The 18,098-nt window shown below is 56.5% G+C and carries 16 protein-coding genes; 8 read left to right on the forward strand and 8 right to left on the reverse strand.

The window, feature by feature from the left end:
- Positions 1–204: 204 nt before the first annotated feature.
- From B5F54_RS11725 to B5F54_RS11735, 3 genes are all read right to left on the reverse strand, one after another.
- Positions 205–978 (reverse strand): YdcF family protein, encoded by a 774-nt coding sequence (locus B5F54_RS11725; RefSeq protein ID WP_087234405.1) that lies wholly within the window; start codon positions 976–978, stop codon positions 205–207.
- A 319-nt stretch (positions 979–1,297) separates the two neighbouring features.
- Positions 1,298–4,087, reverse strand: coding sequence for an LCP family glycopolymer transferase (locus B5F54_RS11730; RefSeq protein WP_087234407.1), 2,790 nt, complete (start codon positions 4,085–4,087; stop codon positions 1,298–1,300).
- On the reverse strand, positions 4,084–4,554 hold the full coding sequence (locus B5F54_RS11735; protein ID WP_242969691.1) for an RNA polymerase sigma factor: 471 nt from the start codon (positions 4,552–4,554) through the stop codon (positions 4,084–4,086). The genes B5F54_RS11730 and B5F54_RS11735 overlap by 4 nt, the downstream gene beginning before the upstream one ends.
- Positions 4,555–4,956: 402 nt before the next feature.
- Between B5F54_RS11735 and B5F54_RS11740 the strand changes: the two genes are divergently transcribed.
- On the forward strand, positions 4,957–5,568 hold the full coding sequence (locus B5F54_RS11740; protein WP_087234409.1) for a hypothetical protein: 612 nt from the start codon (positions 4,957–4,959) through the stop codon (positions 5,566–5,568).
- 17 nt (positions 5,569–5,585) lie between these two features.
- On the opposite strand, the gene B5F54_RS11745 is transcribed toward B5F54_RS11740, so the two are convergent.
- The gene (locus B5F54_RS11745) at positions 5,586–6,350 is read right to left on the reverse strand and encodes a hypothetical protein (protein WP_087234411.1); all 765 of its coding nucleotides are present in this window, start codon (positions 6,348–6,350) and stop codon (positions 5,586–5,588) included.
- A 524-nt stretch (positions 6,351–6,874) separates the two neighbouring features.
- Between B5F54_RS11745 and ilvB the strand changes: the two genes are divergently transcribed.
- The 3 genes from ilvB to ilvC all read left to right on the forward strand — a co-directional run bounded on the left by ilvB (position 6,875) and on the right by ilvC (position 10,131).
- Positions 6,875–8,497, forward strand: a complete 1,623-nt coding sequence (ilvB, locus tag B5F54_RS11755; protein ID WP_087234415.1) for a biosynthetic-type acetolactate synthase large subunit — start codon at positions 6,875–6,877, stop codon at positions 8,495–8,497.
- 12 nt (positions 8,498–8,509) lie between these two features.
- Positions 8,510–9,010: an acetolactate synthase small subunit gene (gene ilvN, locus B5F54_RS11760; RefSeq protein WP_087234416.1), complete on the forward strand. Its 501-nt coding sequence runs from the start codon at positions 8,510–8,512 to the stop codon at positions 9,008–9,010.
- Between the two features lie 113 nt (positions 9,011–9,123).
- Entirely contained in the window at positions 9,124–10,131 is a 1,008-nt protein-coding gene (ilvC, locus tag B5F54_RS11765; RefSeq protein ID WP_087234418.1) for a ketol-acid reductoisomerase, read from the forward strand.
- A 479-nt stretch (positions 10,132–10,610) separates the two neighbouring features.
- Here the strand turns inward: ilvC and B5F54_RS11775 are convergent, their stop codons facing one another.
- The 3 genes from B5F54_RS11775 to B5F54_RS11780 form a co-directional block, all read right to left on the reverse strand.
- Positions 10,611–11,705, reverse strand: a complete 1,095-nt coding sequence (locus B5F54_RS11775) for a C-type lectin domain-containing protein (RefSeq protein WP_087234422.1) — start codon at positions 11,703–11,705, stop codon at positions 10,611–10,613.
- On the reverse strand, positions 11,651–11,797 hold the full coding sequence (locus B5F54_RS17345) for a SipW-dependent-type signal peptide-containing protein (RefSeq protein ID WP_172749723.1): 147 nt from the start codon (positions 11,795–11,797) through the stop codon (positions 11,651–11,653). The genes B5F54_RS11775 and B5F54_RS17345 overlap by 55 nt, the downstream gene beginning before the upstream one ends.
- Before the next feature lie 318 nt (positions 11,798–12,115).
- Positions 12,116–12,808: a YczE/YyaS/YitT family protein gene (locus B5F54_RS11780; RefSeq protein WP_191405630.1), complete on the reverse strand. Its 693-nt coding sequence runs from the start codon at positions 12,806–12,808 to the stop codon at positions 12,116–12,118.
- A gap of 603 nt (positions 12,809–13,411) precedes the next feature.
- Between B5F54_RS11780 and B5F54_RS11785 the strand changes: the two genes are divergently transcribed.
- From B5F54_RS11785 to B5F54_RS11800, 4 genes are all read left to right on the forward strand, one after another.
- A complete protein-coding gene (locus B5F54_RS11785; protein WP_140400374.1) occupies positions 13,412–13,951 on the forward strand; it encodes a hypothetical protein in 540 nt (179 codons plus the stop codon).
- 6 nt (positions 13,952–13,957) lie between these two features.
- A complete protein-coding gene (locus B5F54_RS11790; RefSeq protein ID WP_087234426.1) occupies positions 13,958–14,428 on the forward strand; it encodes a hypothetical protein in 471 nt (156 codons plus the stop codon).
- A 257-nt stretch (positions 14,429–14,685) separates the two neighbouring features.
- Complete coding sequence (locus B5F54_RS11795) at positions 14,686–16,434, forward strand: DUF975 family protein (protein ID WP_242969692.1); 1,749 nt, start codon at positions 14,686–14,688, stop codon at positions 16,432–16,434.
- Complete coding sequence (locus B5F54_RS11800; protein ID WP_087234428.1) at positions 16,413–17,213, forward strand: DUF975 family protein; 801 nt, start codon at positions 16,413–16,415, stop codon at positions 17,211–17,213. The genes B5F54_RS11795 and B5F54_RS11800 overlap by 22 nt, the downstream gene beginning before the upstream one ends.
- 88 nt (positions 17,214–17,301) lie before the next feature.
- Here the strand turns inward: B5F54_RS11800 and B5F54_RS11805 are convergent, their stop codons facing one another.
- Positions 17,302–18,003, reverse strand: coding sequence for a hypothetical protein (locus B5F54_RS11805; protein ID WP_087234430.1), 702 nt, complete (start codon positions 18,001–18,003; stop codon positions 17,302–17,304).
- Positions 18,004–18,098 lie beyond the last annotated feature (95 nt).

The raw sequence follows: 18,098 nt of genomic DNA on the forward strand, positions 1-18,098 counted from the left end.
CGCTGTCGATGTTTTGACGCAAGATGCGGCAAAATTTGCGGCAGAAAATTGGGAAGAAACTGTATATATAATCGATATGCGGCGGATTGTAGTCCTTTTTTTTAAGAAACGATAAGTGAATTATTTTCACCTAATTTCTGCACGCTTATACATAAAATTGTTCATAAAAATACAAGGAAAAGGCGCCGGGGAGGCCCTGCCGCATTATTCCATCCAAGGGAATAGGAAGAATTTGGTCAGGGCAAGAAGCTCCCTGCCATAGCTGGCGGAAAGTAGATACCACGGCGTTTTTGCAGGGAAGGCATATGCGGTGATCCCCTGCTGCTGTGCAAGTTGCAGCGCACGGAACATGTGGTACCGTTCTGTCACCAGGATACAGGTTGGGTCAAGGCCCTCCGCCTCGATGACCCTGCGGGAATTGGCAAGGTTTTCGTTTGTGTTGGTACTCTGGTCTTCCAAATAGATGCGGCCGGAAGAAATGCCATGCTGTTCCAGGCCGCTGCGGATGGCCTCGGCTTCGGATATCCATTCCCCGTCGCCCTGCCCCCCGCTGGCGATCGCCACGGCATCCGGGTGGGAATGCAGGTATTCCGCTGCGGCGTCAATGCGCGCCTGCAACGCCGCGCTGCCCACCTTGCAGCCTAAAATAACAACCGTCCCGCTGCCGGAGGGCGAAGGCGTGGGCCACAGCATGCAGCCGGTCAAAAAAGCTGCCCAAGCGAAGCACACCGCTAAGATGCCCCAGCAGGACCGCCGCAGGACGCGCAGGGGTTTTGCATGTTTTGCCTGCTCCATACGGCTGCGCAAGGGGACATACCAAATGCCTCCGGCTATCAGGAAGAGGCTGAACAGGATTCCCCCGCCGTTCCCCACATGGAATACGCCCCAAAAAAGCGGGATGCAAAACCATATGAACAATCCTGCCCCGGCACAGAGGGCGAGGACGCTGGTGATTTTTTCTTTGTGTGTCCGTTTCATATGGGAAACCTCCTTTGATCGAAAAAGCCGCTGGGATTATCCCGGCGGCTTTCATTATAGCATTTTTGATAGGACGCGGCCCTTTTTAAAGCAACGCTGTCCAGGTGGCCTGTGTTTTAAAGGGAATAGGCACCTATTGCACAGCGGTTTAGAGGCTCCGGTTGCATACAAAGGAAGAGCCTCGTTTGGATGCCGCCTTTGTGTATGCTGGCCCTATCCGATTGTGGCGCCGCACCGGTGTGGGGAACCTCTTCCGGCATGTGGCGATTGCCGTAAAAAAGATGCGGGTTTCTATATGGCGTCCCAAGCGGCAGAGGGTTTATAACCCCTCTGCGTATTCGCCGCTCAGCGGCATGCGGAAGGTCTGCCAATAGACGCCGCCGGTTTCTCCATCGCTCATAAAATAAAGGGATTCTTCGGTCAGGCAAAGGTTCTCGAAGGTGCCCGTCGCGGGCAGGACCTGGGTGATCGATTCTTGAACGGCGTCTTCCTCCAGCGCCCGCAAGTTTACACAGTAGAGCCGGCGGTTGGTAGAGAGGTACATAGTGCCGTCCGCTACAGCAAACGATTCCACATCGGGGAAAATGGCCGGGGCGTTGATGATGGAGCCGTCGGGCTGTGTACGGTACTGGGACAGCACCAGGTCGGAGACGGTGAACAGGACGGCGTCGGCCCCGTCCGGCGTGGCACGGTGGATATTTCCGTTTTCCGCGTAGTAGAGCGCGGAACCGTCCAATATATAGGGCTGGCTGGCGTCCGAATCGTTGGAAAAGAGGAAATCCGGCTCGCCGCCGTCGTGGTACATGGCGATTTTGGGGCTCCCATCCGGGGAACTCTCGTCCGCCTGTACAAAATAGTACAACTTGCCGCCGTCCCACTGGATGTCCAGCAGGTTGCCGCCTACACGTGGAAGCAACGTTTCCTCGCTAACATTGGAACCGTCCGTTACGGGGCGCGTTTCACGCTGGTAGATCTCCCCGCCGCGGATATAGTAGAGGAATTCGTCCGTGACGATTAAGTCGCTGTGGGGCTGCTTCTCAACGGAGATGGGGATGGTCAGGTTCCATTTGGCCGGGAGGCAGTAGATCCCGCCGTCCAGCTGGTTGATGAAATACAGGTCCCCGTTCAGGATGTTCAGGGAAAGGCACGGGCCGTCGGTCAGCGCGGTCTGCGTATTGTGTACCGAATCCCAACGGTAAATGCGGTTGTTGTCCACAGCGTTGATGTAGTAGACGCTCCCGTCGCCGCCGTCCACCGCAATGCCGCCGTTTGCAAGGTTGCTATTGGTATTCCCAACAGAGGAGGCCTCCTCCGGAATGACGTCCGCGCTGTTTTTTTCCTCCGGCTGGATGTCATAGAGGAATTGGGCGAGTCCCTGGGCGCATGTGGGGAGGTCGGCATACAGGATGCCGCCGTCCACAGCCTGTCCCGTGAAATCCATGGGGACTTGGCAGATTTCAGGCACGGTGGCAAGGGCGTCCGGAAGGTCCTTCAGTATGCTGGAGAGGTCGGTTTCAGAGATGTCGGTCTCAAGCAGCGGCGCGAGATCCGCCGCGAGTGCGTCCGGTTCGGACTCCTGTGTTTGCTGCATCAGCGTCAGCAGGACGACTTCGTGATTGCCCATATTGCTATCGGACCCCTCCCAAAGCTGTAAGGCGGCGAAGATTTCTTCCCCGCTTAGAACAGTGGGGCCGGCGGCAACTTCCCCATCGACGCCGGACGTTTCGGAGAGAGCGGCGCTGATTTCCACGGCGGCCGACATCGGAACCCCGCCGATCCGGTCGATGGCCTCCACCGCCTGGGGATAACCGGCGCGCACATAGCCGTCGATTGCCACGCCGAACGTCTCTTCCACAGCGGTACACAGCAGGGCGCCGCTCCCGGGTTCCGCGCCGACCTCCCCAATGGGCTGTTCCCCGGAGACCGGCACCTGGATGGCCAGCCCCGGGGCAAAATCGACCAGGCGGAGGGCCTGGCCGGTATTATCAAATGAAAGGAGCATCACGCTGCTCGCGGAGGAATCCTCCGCCCCGACCCAAAGCAGGATGTTGACGATCTGGGCGTCGCGGTATAGGCCGTCTTCACCGCGGATCACACCTGTCTGCTGTACATTGCTGCCATAGACAAAGGCGATCAATTCCTGGGCCATTGCGCTGAGATCGTCTGTGGCGCCGCCACCGGCGTCTGGGTCGTCGGCGGGGACCGTGTGGGTGGAGAGGAAATTTCCCGGGAAAGATTCCAGTTCGGAGGCAAATTCCATTGCGGTCGGCAAGCTCAGGTTGGTCCGCACTTTGGGCAGGAGTGCCCCCAAGAACTCAGAGGCGCTGGAGGGATCGTTCCAAATCTGCCGGAGCAGGGATTCCGCCAGTTTCTGCTGCCGGATCATGCGGTCGTAGTCCGTGCCCATGCGCACCCGCGTAAAAAAGAGCGCCTGCGAGCCGGTCAGTGTGTGTTCCCCAGCGGTAAAACCGCCCTCTAGGAAGCTGTCCTGCGAGCTGCTCAGTGCAAAATAGGCGGCTTCCTCTTCGGAGAGTTCCATGGTCAGCCCGCCAATGGCGTTGATGGCCGCTTCCATGTCGCTGGCATCGATCCAGAGATAGCCATCCACGGCTAGGCCGAAATTCTGCTGGATCAACGAGACCGCCTCGTCCCCGTTTTTTTCGGTTTGGAAGAGGGCGGAAAGCGCTTGTTCCCGGTCATCCGAGGTTTTGACCCGCAAGCTGGGAAGGAAGCTGCTGAGCTTGAAGCCGCCGCCCCGCTGGTCCACGGAGACGAGCATCAGGGCGTTGCCATCTCCGCCGTCGTCCGTACAAAGGCATAGGATGTTGGTGATTTCACTGTCGCGGTAGAGGCCGTCACTGCCTAAGATTACCCCTTCGTTGGCAGTGGGCGCGCTGGAAACCGTCTCAATGGGCTGTAAAACGCGCTTTATGGTGGGCACGCCCAGGCCAAAGAGGAGAATCAGGCAGGCGGCCAGTGCAACGGGGACCATCCAGCGCGGCCGCGTGCGCCTGGGTTCCTGATGCTCTTCCAGGGTGCGGATCAGGCGGTCGCGGAATGCTGGATCCGCGTTCAATTTTCGGTAGGCGGATTGGTATTCCTGTTTCATACGATTTCCTCCTTCAAGGCTTTTGCCAGCAACGCACGCGCACGGCTGAGACGGGATGAAACCGTATTCGGCCGGCTGTGCAGGATCTCTGCAATTTCTTTGGTGGAATAGCCCTCGAAATAGTATAAGTGGACCACCGCGCGGTATTTGGCAGGCAGGGCGGCAACCGCGGAGACCACTTCGAGTTCCTCGTTGTCCAGCGCTGGGATGCCTTCGTCCAAATCCGCCCGCTTTCGAAACCATGCGGAAGCCAGGTGGTTTTTACAGTGGTTGACCGTCACGCGGAGCAGCCAGGCCTTTTCGTGCTCCTCGCTTTGAAAGACCGGTGCTTTTTCCATATATTTTAAGAGGACCTCTTGTACGGCGTCCTCGGCTTCCGTCCGGTTGTTCAGTTGGGAATATGCTACGCGCAGCAGCATGGTGGCGTATTCGTTCACCACGCGCTCAATTTCTGCGTTTGTGCGCACGTCCTTCACCCCTCTCACTTATAATACCACGAAGGAAGGGGTTTCCTTGCAGGCGTGGGAAAATTTGCAGGCACGCCGTGTGTTTTTGTGAATCTCTGGTTAGGGTTCGCCAGAGGAAGCAATCACTTACAAGAGTATATGTTTTCCGCAGGAAGCCCTGCGGAAGGAAAAACAAACCGCTGCGGAAGAGGGTTCCGCAGCGGTTCGTTTTGTATGCATGAATTTGTTTGCGTAATCCCGTGATTATATGTGGAGCGTCCTTGGGATTATGTAAAATGTTTTCTGGCCGCTTCTGCAATTGTGCGTGAAAAATCATCACGATCTAAATTTGTTTCCTTAACATTGTCCCTAAAACAAAAAAGCCATCGTTATTATAGATAAAAGGGAAAAGGGGGAATTCCTGTGAGCAGGCGCGCATGGCTTTCATCCTTGGCAATGTTTGTTTTGGCAGCGGTCATTTTTTCCGCATGCAGCCAAAAAATGCAAACGAGGAGTATCTATGCAGACACACTCTTCGATGCGGGTTCCCTGGAAGAGCTGGAAGACCATGCCAAGTACATCGTGCAGGGTAAATTTCAAGATGATGCAACTGAAGATTTGCAAAGCGAAGCCGGGATTGTTCTCTACGGCGCAACGGTTTCCTCGTTTGAAATTACCAAAGTGTATAAGGGCGATTTCGAAGTGGGCGACGTCATCAAGATTGCCGAGCAGTATTATGTGGAAGAGCAGGATGGTCAACAGACGTTGGTCCATTATGGAAACTATATGCCGTCGGATGTAGGGCGCGAATACCTGATGTTCTTTGATAATCCTCCGGAAAACAGCGAGCGGTGGAAAGATACGTACACACCGCTGTGCCTGGATCGGGGGCGGTATCCAGTGATAAACGCCAAAACGTGGTCGGTGGCCGGCGTGGACAATATGACCAACGAAGGACTGAACCTCGATACAGGGGATTCGTCCCTCTACCGGCAGTTTTACAAAGACGTGATGGAGAAATACATGAACGGATGATGGACTCCGCCGGTATCTCAGGAGGAACGCCGGCGCGAGCCCGCTTTAAAGGGGCTTTCCAGCACCCGCCCCGTCTGGACGTCCCGGTAGAGTGTGACCCGTTCGCCGGGCCGATAGGGCCGGCGGCCCATGCCGATTTCCATGCGGTAGGTCCGCCCGCCCCAGAAACAGAGATAGACGGGGACGTTGACGCGGTTGTTCTCAGCGTCCTCCCGGCGGACATATCCCTGGAACACCGCCGGAACGGGTTGGATGCTCCCGTTGGCTAGCCGCTTCCGGAAATCCCTTCGGTGCCGGATGGTGGAGAAAACGGCGGCAAACAGGAAGCCGCCCAGGGTGACTAGGATAACAGCCGCCGCCATTGCCGGGCTGTCGCTCAAATACGCAGAGGCGCTTCCGGCGATGGACAAAAGTGACAGCGCCACGCCGTAAAGAAGCGTCAGGCATGACGTGGGGCGGCCGGTTGGGACTTCCCGCAGCCGGTCGCTTTTTGCATCGTACCGCATATTCTGCCGCTGCCCGATGGGCGGCGGCAGAATGTTTTTCCGGGGGCCTACAGGACGTTCCAGAATTCGCCCCTGCCAGGGGAACACATAGAGGATGGTCACATCCGGATGGATGTCGGGGATGGAGCCGTCCATTTCGACCCGCCGCACAGTGGCCTGGACCGTTTCACCGCGGGTTGCCCGCCGGAAAAAGGACCGTGCAATTAGCAGCACGGCCAGGAAGATCACCAGGCATACCGCCGCTGGCAGTAGTTTGAGTAGGGAACGTTCCGGCATCGCGCCGCCTCCTATCGAAAAATTCCATCTTACTATATACCGCTTACACCGCGGCTGCCACCGCACCCATGTAAAATTCCGGTAAAATTTTGGATGGGTTCCGTTTGCAGTATGGGAGGGAGCCATATAAAAGCTGCATAGAAAGAGCCGAGGCGTTTCAAATTTTCTAAATCAGGTGTAGAAGATACGGAATGTGCAGGAAGGGGCGGTTTCCTGAAAAAGCAGGGGGATCCAAGGCAATCCAGCGCAGGAGAGGGCAAAAGGCGCGCGTTTTCCTGGCCAAGAAGAGTGTGCGGGGACTGCGCTGGCGGGCCCCGCTTCCTGCGCATATGAGCGCGGGGCACTTCCTGAAAGATTTCCCATGCCCAGTTGCATTTTCCAGTAAGAATCCTTCGCCCTTTCTCTTGACGGAAAAACGGAACGATACTATAATAAGTTAAATAATAAAAGCGACAAGAAACGCGGTCTCCGCCGCCGGAAACCGACCGGCGTTGGATGCGGTTTAATGGAGAAGGAGTGGCCCTATGATTAGCGGAGCGGAAATCATGGTGAAATGCCTGCAAAACGAAGGCGTTTCCCATTTGTTCGGTTATCCGGGCGCAGCGATCTGCCCATTTTATGATTATATTACAAAAACGGACATCAAACATATCTTGGTGCGGCAGGAACAGAATGCCGCGCATATGGCCAGCGGCTATGCCCGCGCGAGCGGCAAGCCCGGCGTCTGCGTCGCGACCTCCGGCCCCGGCGCAACCAACCTGATCACCGGCATTGCGACGGCATATATGGATTCCATCCCCCTGATCGCGATCACCGGCCAGGTGAACTCCTGGCTGCTGGGCCGCGATGTGTTCCAGGAGGCGGACATCACCGGCGCGTGCCAGCCCTTTACGAAGCATTCGTATCTGGTCAAGGATGCGGCGAACCTGCCCCGCATCTTTAAGGAGGCGTTCCACATCGCAACCACGGGCCGCCCGGGTCCGGTGCTGATCGACGTCCCCACGGACATCCAATTGCAGGAGGTGGAGTCGTTCCACTATCCCGCCAAGGCGGACATCATCGGCTATAAGCCCCGCACGCAGGGGCATCCCATGCAGATCAAGAAGGCGTTGCAGGCCATCAAAGAGGCGGAGCGCCCGATCATCTGCTGCGGCGGCGGCGTGGTCTTGGCCGGCGCGCGCGAAGAGATGATCGCGTTTGCCCGCAACAGCGGCATCCCTGTGGCCGCCACAATGATGGGCATCGGCGTTATGCCGATGGATAGCCCCTATTATCTGGGGATGATCGGGTCCCATGGGCGCACCAGTGCCAACAAGGCCATGAGCGAAGCCGACCTTGTGATCCTGTGCGGCGCGCGGGTGGGCGACCGCGCGGTCGCTGCGCCGGAAAGCCTGGCGGAGAAGGCAAAGATCATCCATATCGACATCGACCCGGCGGAGATCGGCAAAAATATGACCGCCCATATCCCGATTGTGGGCGATATCCGTTTGGTGCTCTCCGAATTGGCGGCCAAAGTGGAAAACAACGTGTCGCAGGACTGGATTGACCGGGTGTTCGGCCTAAAGGCGAAGTACCCGCCGCGCGGCGAGGCGCGCGAGGACTGCGTGGAACCGCGCGTGTTTATCCGCGACCTGTCCGCCATGATGAAGGAGGACGCCATCCTGACCGCGGACGTCGGCCAGAACCAGATCTGGGCGGCGCGCAATTTCAACGTGAAGGAAGGGCGGTTCCTGACCTCCGGCGGCCTTGGCACCATGGGTTATTCGGTGCCCGCGGCCATCGGCGCGAAGATTGCCAAACCCCACCGTCAGGTTGTAGCGGTCTGCGGCGACGGGTCATTCCAGATGTGCATGTGCGAGCTGGGCACCCTGATCCAAAACGGCGTGGACATTAAGATTATTATTATGGAAAACCAGCGCCTCGGCATGGTGCGAGAGTTCCAGGACCGGCTCTACGGCTGCCGCCATATTGGGACCGTCTTGGAACACGGCAACCCGGACTTCGTCAAGCTTGCGGAGTCCTACGGCATCGAGGCGGCCCGTGCGGAGAACAACGCACAGGCCAAGGAGTTGGCGCAGCATATGTTGCAGAGCAACAAGGCGTTTATCCTGGTGTGCAGCGTCGATCCGGAAATACCGTCCATATAGGGAGGGAGCGCCATGCAATATACCATTTCGATTCTGGTAGAGAACCAGCCCGGCGTGCTGTATAAGGTTTCCGGCCTGTTTGCACGCCGCGGATTCAACATAGACAGCCTCGCGGTTGGCGAGACAGAGGACCATACCATCTCCCGCATCACCATCGTCGTCAACGGCGACGAGCACATTGTGGAGCAGGTGGAAAAGCAGCTGAACAAGGTGATCCAGGTCATCAAGGTGCGCGTGCTCCAGCCGGGTTCGTTCTATAGCTGCTATCTCTCGCTCATCAAGGTGAGCAGCAATGCGCAGCAGCGCGCGGACATTATGAAGATCGCGGAGCTCATGAACGCGCAGATCGTGGACGTTGCCACGGACTGCCTGACCCTGCAATTCACGGACAGCGTGGAGCGCACGGAAACGCTGATCAGCCTGCTCAAGCCCTACGGCATCAAGGAGATTGTGCGCGCGGGCGCGCTCGCAATCGAGAAGGGGTCCGCCGTGGCCCGCCGCAAAGGGAATTAATCGTTTGATAGTCTGCCAGGCCAAATCCGGCCTGTTCCAAACTTCTGCCGGGAAACCATCCCCTGGCAGCCAAATAAATTTATTGCCGGCGAACGGCAAGGAGGAAATGTATTATGCCAAAGATCTATTATGAAGCCGATTGTGACATCAACGTTCTGAAGGGCAAAAAAGTTGCGATTATCGGTTATGGCAGCCAGGGCCATGCACATGCGCTGAACCTGAAGGACAGCGGCGTCGACGTCGTCGTTGGCCTGTATGAGGGCAGCAAGAGCCGCGCGAGAGCGGAAAAAGCTGGCTTGACCGTTATGACCGTTCCGGAGGCGACCAAGGCGTCCGACATCATCATGATCCTGATCCCGGACGAGCGCCAGGCGGATATGTATAAGAAGGACATCGAGCCGTACCTGACCGAGGGCAAGGCCATTGCATTTGCACACGGCTTCAACATCCATTTCGGCCAGATCGTGCCGCCGAAGGATGTCGATGTGTTCATGATCGCTCCGAAGGCGCCGGGCCACACGGTCCGCAGCGAGTTCCAGGAGGGCAAGGGCACGCCGTGCCTCGTGGCGGTGTATCAGGATGCTTCCGGCCACTGCCTCGACATCGCGCTGGCATACGGCGCAGGCCTGGGCGGCGCGCGTGCGGCCATCATGGAGACCACCTTCAAGATTGAGACCGAGACCGACCTGTTCGGCGAGCAGTGCGTGCTCTGCGGCGGCGTGACCGCCCTGATGAAGGCTGGCTTCGAGACGCTGGTCGAGGCGGGCTATGCGCCGGAGAACGCATACTTCGAGTGCATCCATGAGATGAAGCTGATCGTCGATCTGATCTACAGCGGCGGTTTCTCCATGATGCGTTATTCCATCTCCGACACCGCTGAGTATGGCGACTACGAGATTGGCAAGCGCATCATCACCGAGGACACCAAGAAAGAGATGAAGAAGGTCCTCTCCGAGATTCAGGACGGCACCTTCGCAAGCCGCTGGATCGCCGAGAACAAGAACGGCCGTGCGCACTTCAATGCATGCCGCCGCATCGAGGCTTCCCATCAGCTCGAAGAGGTCGGCAAGGAGCTCCGCAAGATGTACTCCTGGAACAACGAGAACAAGTACGCCGACTAATAACAGCGGCCGGCCCCAAATTTTCTGCGGAAAACAGGCGGGGCGTTGGCCGGACAGGAAGGACCGGCTCCCGGTTTCCGCCGCGCTTGCGGCTTGAAGCGAGGGTGGGTCTGCTGTCCGCTATTGTATAGGACGATCGTTGTTGTATCCATATAAGAAAGCGCCAGCTGGTTCCATGCAGAGTGTGGAACCAGCTGGCGCTTTGCTTTTAGGGAGGGGTGCCCTATGCGATGAAAAGGTCTTCCGGAAAAAGTCCACATGTTTGTGAAAAGAGCGCAGATGGGGAAGAAAGCCGCATGAAACAGGGAGGGAATGGATTGGAAAATGGGGAGAATGTCCCGATCCTTTCCGGGGCCATTCTAAGAAGCAGGGAAATTCTATGTAAAAATAAAGCGCCCCCGCAGGCCAAAGCCTGCGGGGGCGCTTTGTTGAAATGATTCGATTCTGTTGCCTTTTACAAAGATACGAAACGGAAATCCTTAAACATCCCACTCGCAAACATAAGCAAATGGAGTATTAGCGTCGGCATCGTTCCAACCATAACCATAGTTTTTCGTCCGCATAGCTACGCAAGATCCATCACCGCTCGGTTCAGTGTTGGCCCAATGCGTATATTCATATGGCTCGCCCGTTATCCATGTCCATGGGCCGGTTCCTTCCGGTCTGCTCAGCCCAATCCAGACGCTCCATTCCCCGATGCAGGTGGTACTGTCCAGGGATTCGATAAAGTCCTGTTCCTCTGAGGAGGTAATGGTTACCAGATGTCCGCCGAGCTGCTCACAGGCAAGCTTGGCTTCTTCCCATGTCAACTGCGGGTATTCCGAATTTGGGCCGGAAAAGACCTTGTAATAGTGGCCGTTGCCTTCCCACAGGACGGCGTCCTCCGGCAGATCTACCGGCGGCTGGTCCTCCTGGAGCGCATCTACCTGGAGTGCCTCTACCTGCAATGCGCCGTGGTAATGCGCCGCCTGGTAAGCGTTTCCGGTGGTCGCCCCGGGCAGATAGCCCGCGATGACATAGGTCACGGTGTCTGCGCCCGCGCCCAGAGGATCGGTGGAATCAAACGGTAAGTAATACGATTTTTCAGAGCCTTCGCAGCTCTCGGCGTTCAGGTTTACGTCCGGTACGCGCTGCCAGGCGCCGTCCACATTTTCGTAGACATAGACCTTCAGCACGTCCTTGAGGTTGTACTTGTCCTCGCAATCGACCTGGGCCGGGTCGCCCGGTTTCACGCCGCCAAAGCCGTTGTCCACCAGATTGGCGATGGTTCCGTTGCAGGGGCCCGCGTCCTCCATCGTAAAGCGCACCTGTGCGGGCAGCGACCCCACGTTTGTCACCGTGACCGGGTGGAAATACACCGGGAGAGGATCAAAGCCATCCGTATTGGGGTTGACGATCTCATCCGCCGCCTTACCCTCAAAATCCGTCCCATTGAGTTCCGCTTCAAAGGATTCCAACTCCATGGGGCGCAGGTTGGTGAAGGTCATGTCCTGGGTAATAGGGCCGTCGGTGGAGGTGCTCACCTCGATGTCCAGGACGCCTGCTTGGAAGTCCGCGCCGATGCGGTAAACCATGCCATGGTGCCGCCCGCCAACAGGGCCAGCGTTGTCAGCACGGCAACACCGGACAGGACGATCCGCTTTTTGCCTTTGCTCTGCTTTTTCACGATTCTGCCTCCTTTTTCGGTGGTCACAGACGGTTGCTCTGCCAGTGCGAAAAGATTCTGGCGTCCGCCTGCGTTTTACGCCGGAAAACAGCCCTGTACAGGACGGCGCCCATACAAAACCAGAGTGCGCGGCACAAAGTGGACCGATTCAAATGGCACACGGGGCTATGTAACGGGATATACTGTGCCCCAATGGTGCAGTGGATTGCGCGGATGGCCCTCAAGCGGCCGTATCTTTTTCAGATGCAAAGCTCTTTTCCGTTATTATACCATAATTTAGAAGGCAAATATATAAAAATTGGTATTTAAAATGAATGATTATGCATTTTCTTCAATCGCAGCCGGGCAATCGACGCCTTTCCGCTCTTGCCCAAGTAAGGGCTCTGCAACGTGGACGCGGAAGAACTGGATCAGCGGGCCTGTCAAAAAGGCGGTGATGATGGTGCCGACGCCAACAATAGCGGAGAGCTCGTTGTTTGCCAATAGGCAGAAGAGGGTGCCGATGCCCACGCAGACAAAGTCTGTGATGATGCGCGCCCAACGGAAGGCGATGCGGTTTTTGATTGCCTTCAAAAGGACATAGGCTGCTGCGTCATAGGGTGCGATGCCCAAATCCGCAGCCATATAAATCCCCGCCCCCGCACAGGTCATGACGATGCCAACCAGCAATAGGGCAATGCGCAGGGCAAGGGGGGATTCCATCCCCGCGTCTTGGGCCAGCCAACACACAAAGTCTGCAATATACCCCACAAATACCATATTGACGACGGTCCCCAACCCAATAAATGAACGGGCTGTAAAAAACACCACGATCAGCAACAGGATATTGGCGATCAACTGCCAGTTTCCAAAGCTCATGCCCAGGAAACCGCTGATGCCCATATTCATGCAGGAAAACGGGTCAACCCCGAATGCAGCCAAGCGGAGCAATCCCACGCTGATGCCGATCAATAAAATGCCAGCGACCATCATCGTCGCCCGCCGTCCCAATTGATGCCTGTATTTCTCCATAATCCTCATTTCCTTTCATAAAAAGCAAATATGGTTTCGTAAGAAAATATTCGTGCTCATTTTATATACGGGGATAATGGAAGTCAAGGGGATGTTTTGCCGAACTTGCAAGCAAGTTTTTGGATAAAAATCCGAACGTCCCTTCCTTCTCCGCTGCCCATCCTATGCATTTAAGGCCGGAATGTGGGCACTGTGTGCCCGCGAAAAACACACAGTGCCCATTGTAGCGCCTATGGTTGCCCAGCAAAGCGGCTGGGCTTGTTTGTACACATCAGAAATGTATGGCGGCTTTGAAAACCAAACGCATTTACAGGACGGTAAAAAGGCGCGTGGAAGGCAGGGCGCGTGATTCCATATCCCCGGCGGCGTAGGAGGCTCCGCGCGGTTCCTGCATGGGCTAACGCCCGCCTTTATTGGTATTATAGCGCAAATGTGCCGCCGCTTCTTTTCATAAAGCGCCATATACTATAACAAAGACGACAAAACCATAAAAACGGCTGCCCGGCGGGAGGAACGGAGGGGGAACCCGGCGGGATTGGAGCATTGGCAATGTGGAAAAAAGATGGTATAATAAAAAAGGAGAAACGTGGGGATGTGAAACATATGCGGTTTTTAGCATACCATGGTACCGACCGGGAACGGGCGGAGAAAATTTTGGCAGGCGCGTTCCGGGTTAAGGCAAACGATGAGCATTGGCTGGGGAATGGGGTATACTTTTATCTGGATGCCTCTTTGGCGCGCTGGTGGACGACAAGGCCGACCCGGAAATTTGGGGAGGATGTACACAACCGCGCTGTTTTGGAGTGCGTCCTTGAACCCACTGGCCCAGTTTTAGACCTGCGCAAGCTGGACGACTACCGGTGGTTCGTGGAGGAATACGCGCAGGTGATCGACTATTTGATAGAGAAAACGCATGTGGAGCGGAGCAGCTTCAAAAAACTGCGCTGTTCGTTTTGCGATTATCTTTATAAGCAATACCGGTTTGATTTGATTGTGGGGACGTTCCATTTGCCGGAGCAGCCCTATTTGGACTTCCCGCGCACGCCGGATTTCGACCAATTGCAGCTCTCCTATGTGGAGACGCAGGTGTGCGTGTTCAACCAGGCCGCCATTATCAGCAAGCGGCTGATGGAGAAAGAGTGAACAGCCATGATGAAGCATAAGAAGATCGATGGGCAGCTTTTGCAAGAAGCCCTGAAAGAAAACGGGATCCAAGTGAAGCCCGCATCCGGCCTTGCGAAGCCAGGCAAGCTCGTCTTGACAGGCGAGGATGGAAAGGCCTATGCGGTTGGGAAAAACCTGGAGGTGGCCCGCGTCCAAACAGAGAACCCGGAGAGGACCATTTTGAAAGCGTCCGTCAAGGATGCTGCCGGGGAGCAGGTGGCCCAGATTGAGAAGGCGGTGGTCGTCCGCACGGTGGGCTTCGAGACGGCCCGTGCGGACGTTGTGAGGCAGTCCGAGGCGCTGGACGAAATGCACCGCAGGGTCGTGCAGGAGGGCATCCGCGTTGCAGCTGCACGCACCGCCCGTGGGGTGGCCGGGCCCAGGGGGAAAACGCAAGAAAAAGGTTCCCGCGCAGCGCGCCTGGTGCGCAGGCGTCTGAAGGGAGCGCAAGGTTAAAAATGAGATAGCCGCATCGGATGGTCCATCCGATGCGGCGTTTTGCTGTCTATCGGGCTTTTGGGGAGCATATGGATAGGAAAGCCTCCCTCTTTTGGAAAGGAAAGGATTTGCAATAGTTCTTGCGAAGCGGGTCGAAAATGTTTATAATGAATCTATCCATTTTATCTTTTAGATGGGAATGCAATAGGCTGGTTGATACATAAAACGGCGTAGTTCAAACGCTTATATCTGATCGGGAAGAGAGGGTGTTTTCTATGTGGGATCGAAAAATTTTAAAATCCAATGCCAAAACGGCGCTGCGCGGCCGTTATTGGTTGGCGTTTGCCGTGGCGTTGGTGGCAAGCCTCTTGGCGGGGAAACTGTTCGCCGGAGGGCTTAATCCCTGGAGCTGGGGCCAGATTGGGGAGGCGGCTTCGAGCATTGAAGAGCAGATTACCCCCTATGACGAGCCATATTATTATGATTATTACGGGGATTTTGGCGGATATGGCGGCTACATGGACCCATGGGGCGACCCTTATGGGCGCGGATTTAACCATGGATACAACGCCCCCTATGGCAATTCCTATGGGGATGGATTTGGCGCGTATGACGGCGTGGTCATCGGCTTGTTGGGGACCATCGGCGTGTTGGCCTTTGCCTTTGGCACGGCATTCCGCGTCTTTGTCAGCAACCCGGTAAACATGGGAAAATGCCGCTATTTTGTACATAACCGCTTTGGGGACAGCCGCTTTGAACATCTTTTCGGCGCGTTCCGCCGCGGGTATCCCACAGCGGTGGGCGCGATGTTTACCACCGACCTGTTGATCGATTTATGGCTCTATATTCTGATCGCGTTGATGGCCGTCTGTCTGGTGGCTGTGATCGGCGGCGCCTACATGATGTCGCTGCTGATGATCGTCTGTCTTTTGTTGTTCATCCCGTATTTTATCAAGCTGTACCAGTATACATTTGTCAAATACCTGCTGGCGGACAATCCGCAGCTCAAAGGGACGCGCGCCCGCCAGCTCAGCACCATGCTCACCAGCGGGGAAAAGGGTTCCCTCTTTGTGCTCGACCTGTCCTTCCTGGGATGGTATTTCCTGGGCGCGCTCTGCCTGGGGTTGGGGCATCTGTTCGTCAACCCGTATTACGAAGCGACCAAGGCGGAATTGTATATCTTCCTGCGTGAGCGCGCCATCCAGAATGGTCTGCTCGATCCCAGGGAGCTGAACCTGTACCCGGTCCCGCCGGTACCCCCGTACGGGGTGCCGCAGCAGGATACGGCGTATGCGGCCTATCAAAAACCGGCGCAGGGAGGCCAAGGCCCCTCCTATGGCGCGCCGTCTCCGATGTATCCGGGCGCGCCGGTGCCGCCGCACGCACCCACGCAGGGGTACCCGCCCTATGGGACGATGCCGGGCAGCTACCCCAACCCTGCGCAGGGGCAAACGCCGTACGGAGCCACGCCTCCGCAGAATCCATCGGCCCCGTATCCGCCGTATGGCGCGGCGCCTGCGCAAAATCCGGATGCATCGGGTCCGCATGCGCCATATGGCGTGAATGCCCCTGGATATCCTGGGGCAGCACCGCAGGCGCCGGCGCCATGGGAACATCCTTCGGAGCCCGCGGCTGCACATCCAGCAGATCCGGGCACGCGGGACATCTTCCAGGCCCCGCCGCATGATGTGGCTTCGGCAGGGGCGCCAGAGGCCGGGCCCAAGGCCCCCGATTTGACAAAACATCCCCAGCCAGCGCCCACGGGGAGTGCTTCTGCTGGCGCAGGGCAGGTGGAAGACGAAGCCAATCGGAAGAACGATCCGGCATCGGAGGATTCCGGTGCAAACCAAGCCCCCCTACGCCGACCGCGCTTTGACCGCCTTTTCCTGGGAAAAGGCGGCAGCAAGGACGGGCGCACGGATCGATTTTGGATGGGAAAAGACCGAAAGCGGGCTTCGGGTTGGAAGTGGAAGAATTTCATGGAGAGAAAGAAGGATGCGTTATGTGGAGCAGGGAGATCCTGAAATCCAACGCAAAGATTGCCCTGACAGGGCGTTATTGGCGCGCATTTGTGGTGGCCCTGCTGGTGTCTTTGCTGTCGGGGCTTGCCAACTTGGGAAATACACTCAGCCGCCTGGCGGACACATATGAGTCCTTTTGGGGGATATGGGGCGCACATGATTTGGAAAATTTTTCGACACATGTACACTTTATGAATTGGCTGGATGCCTGGGCGGTTGCCTTGGCGCTGTTTGGCTTCCTGCTTGCGGTCTTTGTGTACAATGTTTTCCAAGTCGGGCAGGCGCGCTATTTCGTACAGAACCATTTCGGAGGGACGTCGATCGAGACGCTGTTCAGCGGCTTCCGCAGCGGGTATGGAAATACAGTGGCGGCGATGGTTGTCACCGGCTTATATGTATTTTTCTGGTCGCTGCTGTTGCTCATCCCCGGGATTTATAAATCCTATCAGTATTTTATGGTGCCATACATCCTCTCCGACAACCCGCATATTCCCGGATACCGTGCGCGCACCATCAGCCGGATGATGACCGACGGGGAGAAGCTCAACATCTTCCTTCTCGACCTTTCCTTTTTGGGGTGGTATCTGTTGGGCACGCTCTGCCTGGGCGTGGGCGTATTCTTTGTGAACCCGTATTACGAAGCAACCAAAGCGGAGCTTTATATTTACCTGCGGGACCGCGCCATTCAGACGGGCCAGGTTAGCCCGGAAGAGCTGGGGCTGGTGTTCCATGCGCCGGGCGGGGAAAATCCTTTTGGCCCGCCGCCAACGTATATGAAGTAAACGTTAGAAAATGCCGCAGAACGGAACAAGCGGGCGATGCAGTGAAAATGATCCTGCATCGCCCGCCTTTTTATTTGCTGGTATGGTGTTACCACATGAATTTTTTCACTACCTGCCGGTAGACGTCTTTATAGGCGGATGCGTCGCCTTCCCCCAGGCTCAGCTCTTCGTTTGTCATGGAGGGGATGGAGAGCGCATCCCAGCTCAAGGGATAAATGACCGGATACCGGCCGAATTCATTCCAAAGAGGGAAGTATATTCCAGCTTCCTCTCCTTGGTCGAATGGATCGTCGAAAAAGAACAGATATTCCTTCCCAGGCTCAGAGGGCGCATAAAGTTCAGAGCATTCCGGGGACCGTTTGATGGTTTCCACGCCGTCTTGGTTGTCCACATAATAAGGCTCCGAAATTTTGATTTGGTCGCCCACTTGCAGGTCCCCCTGGATGATCTTGGTGATTTCAAATGTGGAGGTCGTCTGTGCGGAAAGGACGCTCCGCTCTCCGGGTGCAGCGCCGCGGCCAAGATCGAGCACCTCGTCCAAATACGTGATGTCTCCCTGTGCGTCGTCCAAGAAGGTCCCCCGGACAATCAGTGCGGCGGTTTCGGGCATTTCGGATACGGTCCTTGGGATGCCGGCTGGATAATGGTATTCTACCAGGGGGGATGCACGGCCGTCCGTCCCTAAGATCGCCCGATAGAGCGAATCGTCCGAGTAGGAGTTGCAGGAGCAAAACAGGGTAAGCAGCCCTAGGCAAACAAGCACTGGCAAAGCTGTTTTTTTCCAGGTCACAGATATCGTCCCCCTCGTCTGGAGTTGCAGGATCAGAGAATAGATGGCCATTTTGCGTCTGATTATATTATAGAAAGAGAATAAATAGAGTTCTA

This window comes from Anaeromassilibacillus sp. An250, assembly GCF_002159845.1.
GTDB lineage: Bacteria > Bacillota > Clostridia > Oscillospirales > Acutalibacteraceae > Anaeromassilibacillus > Anaeromassilibacillus stercoravium.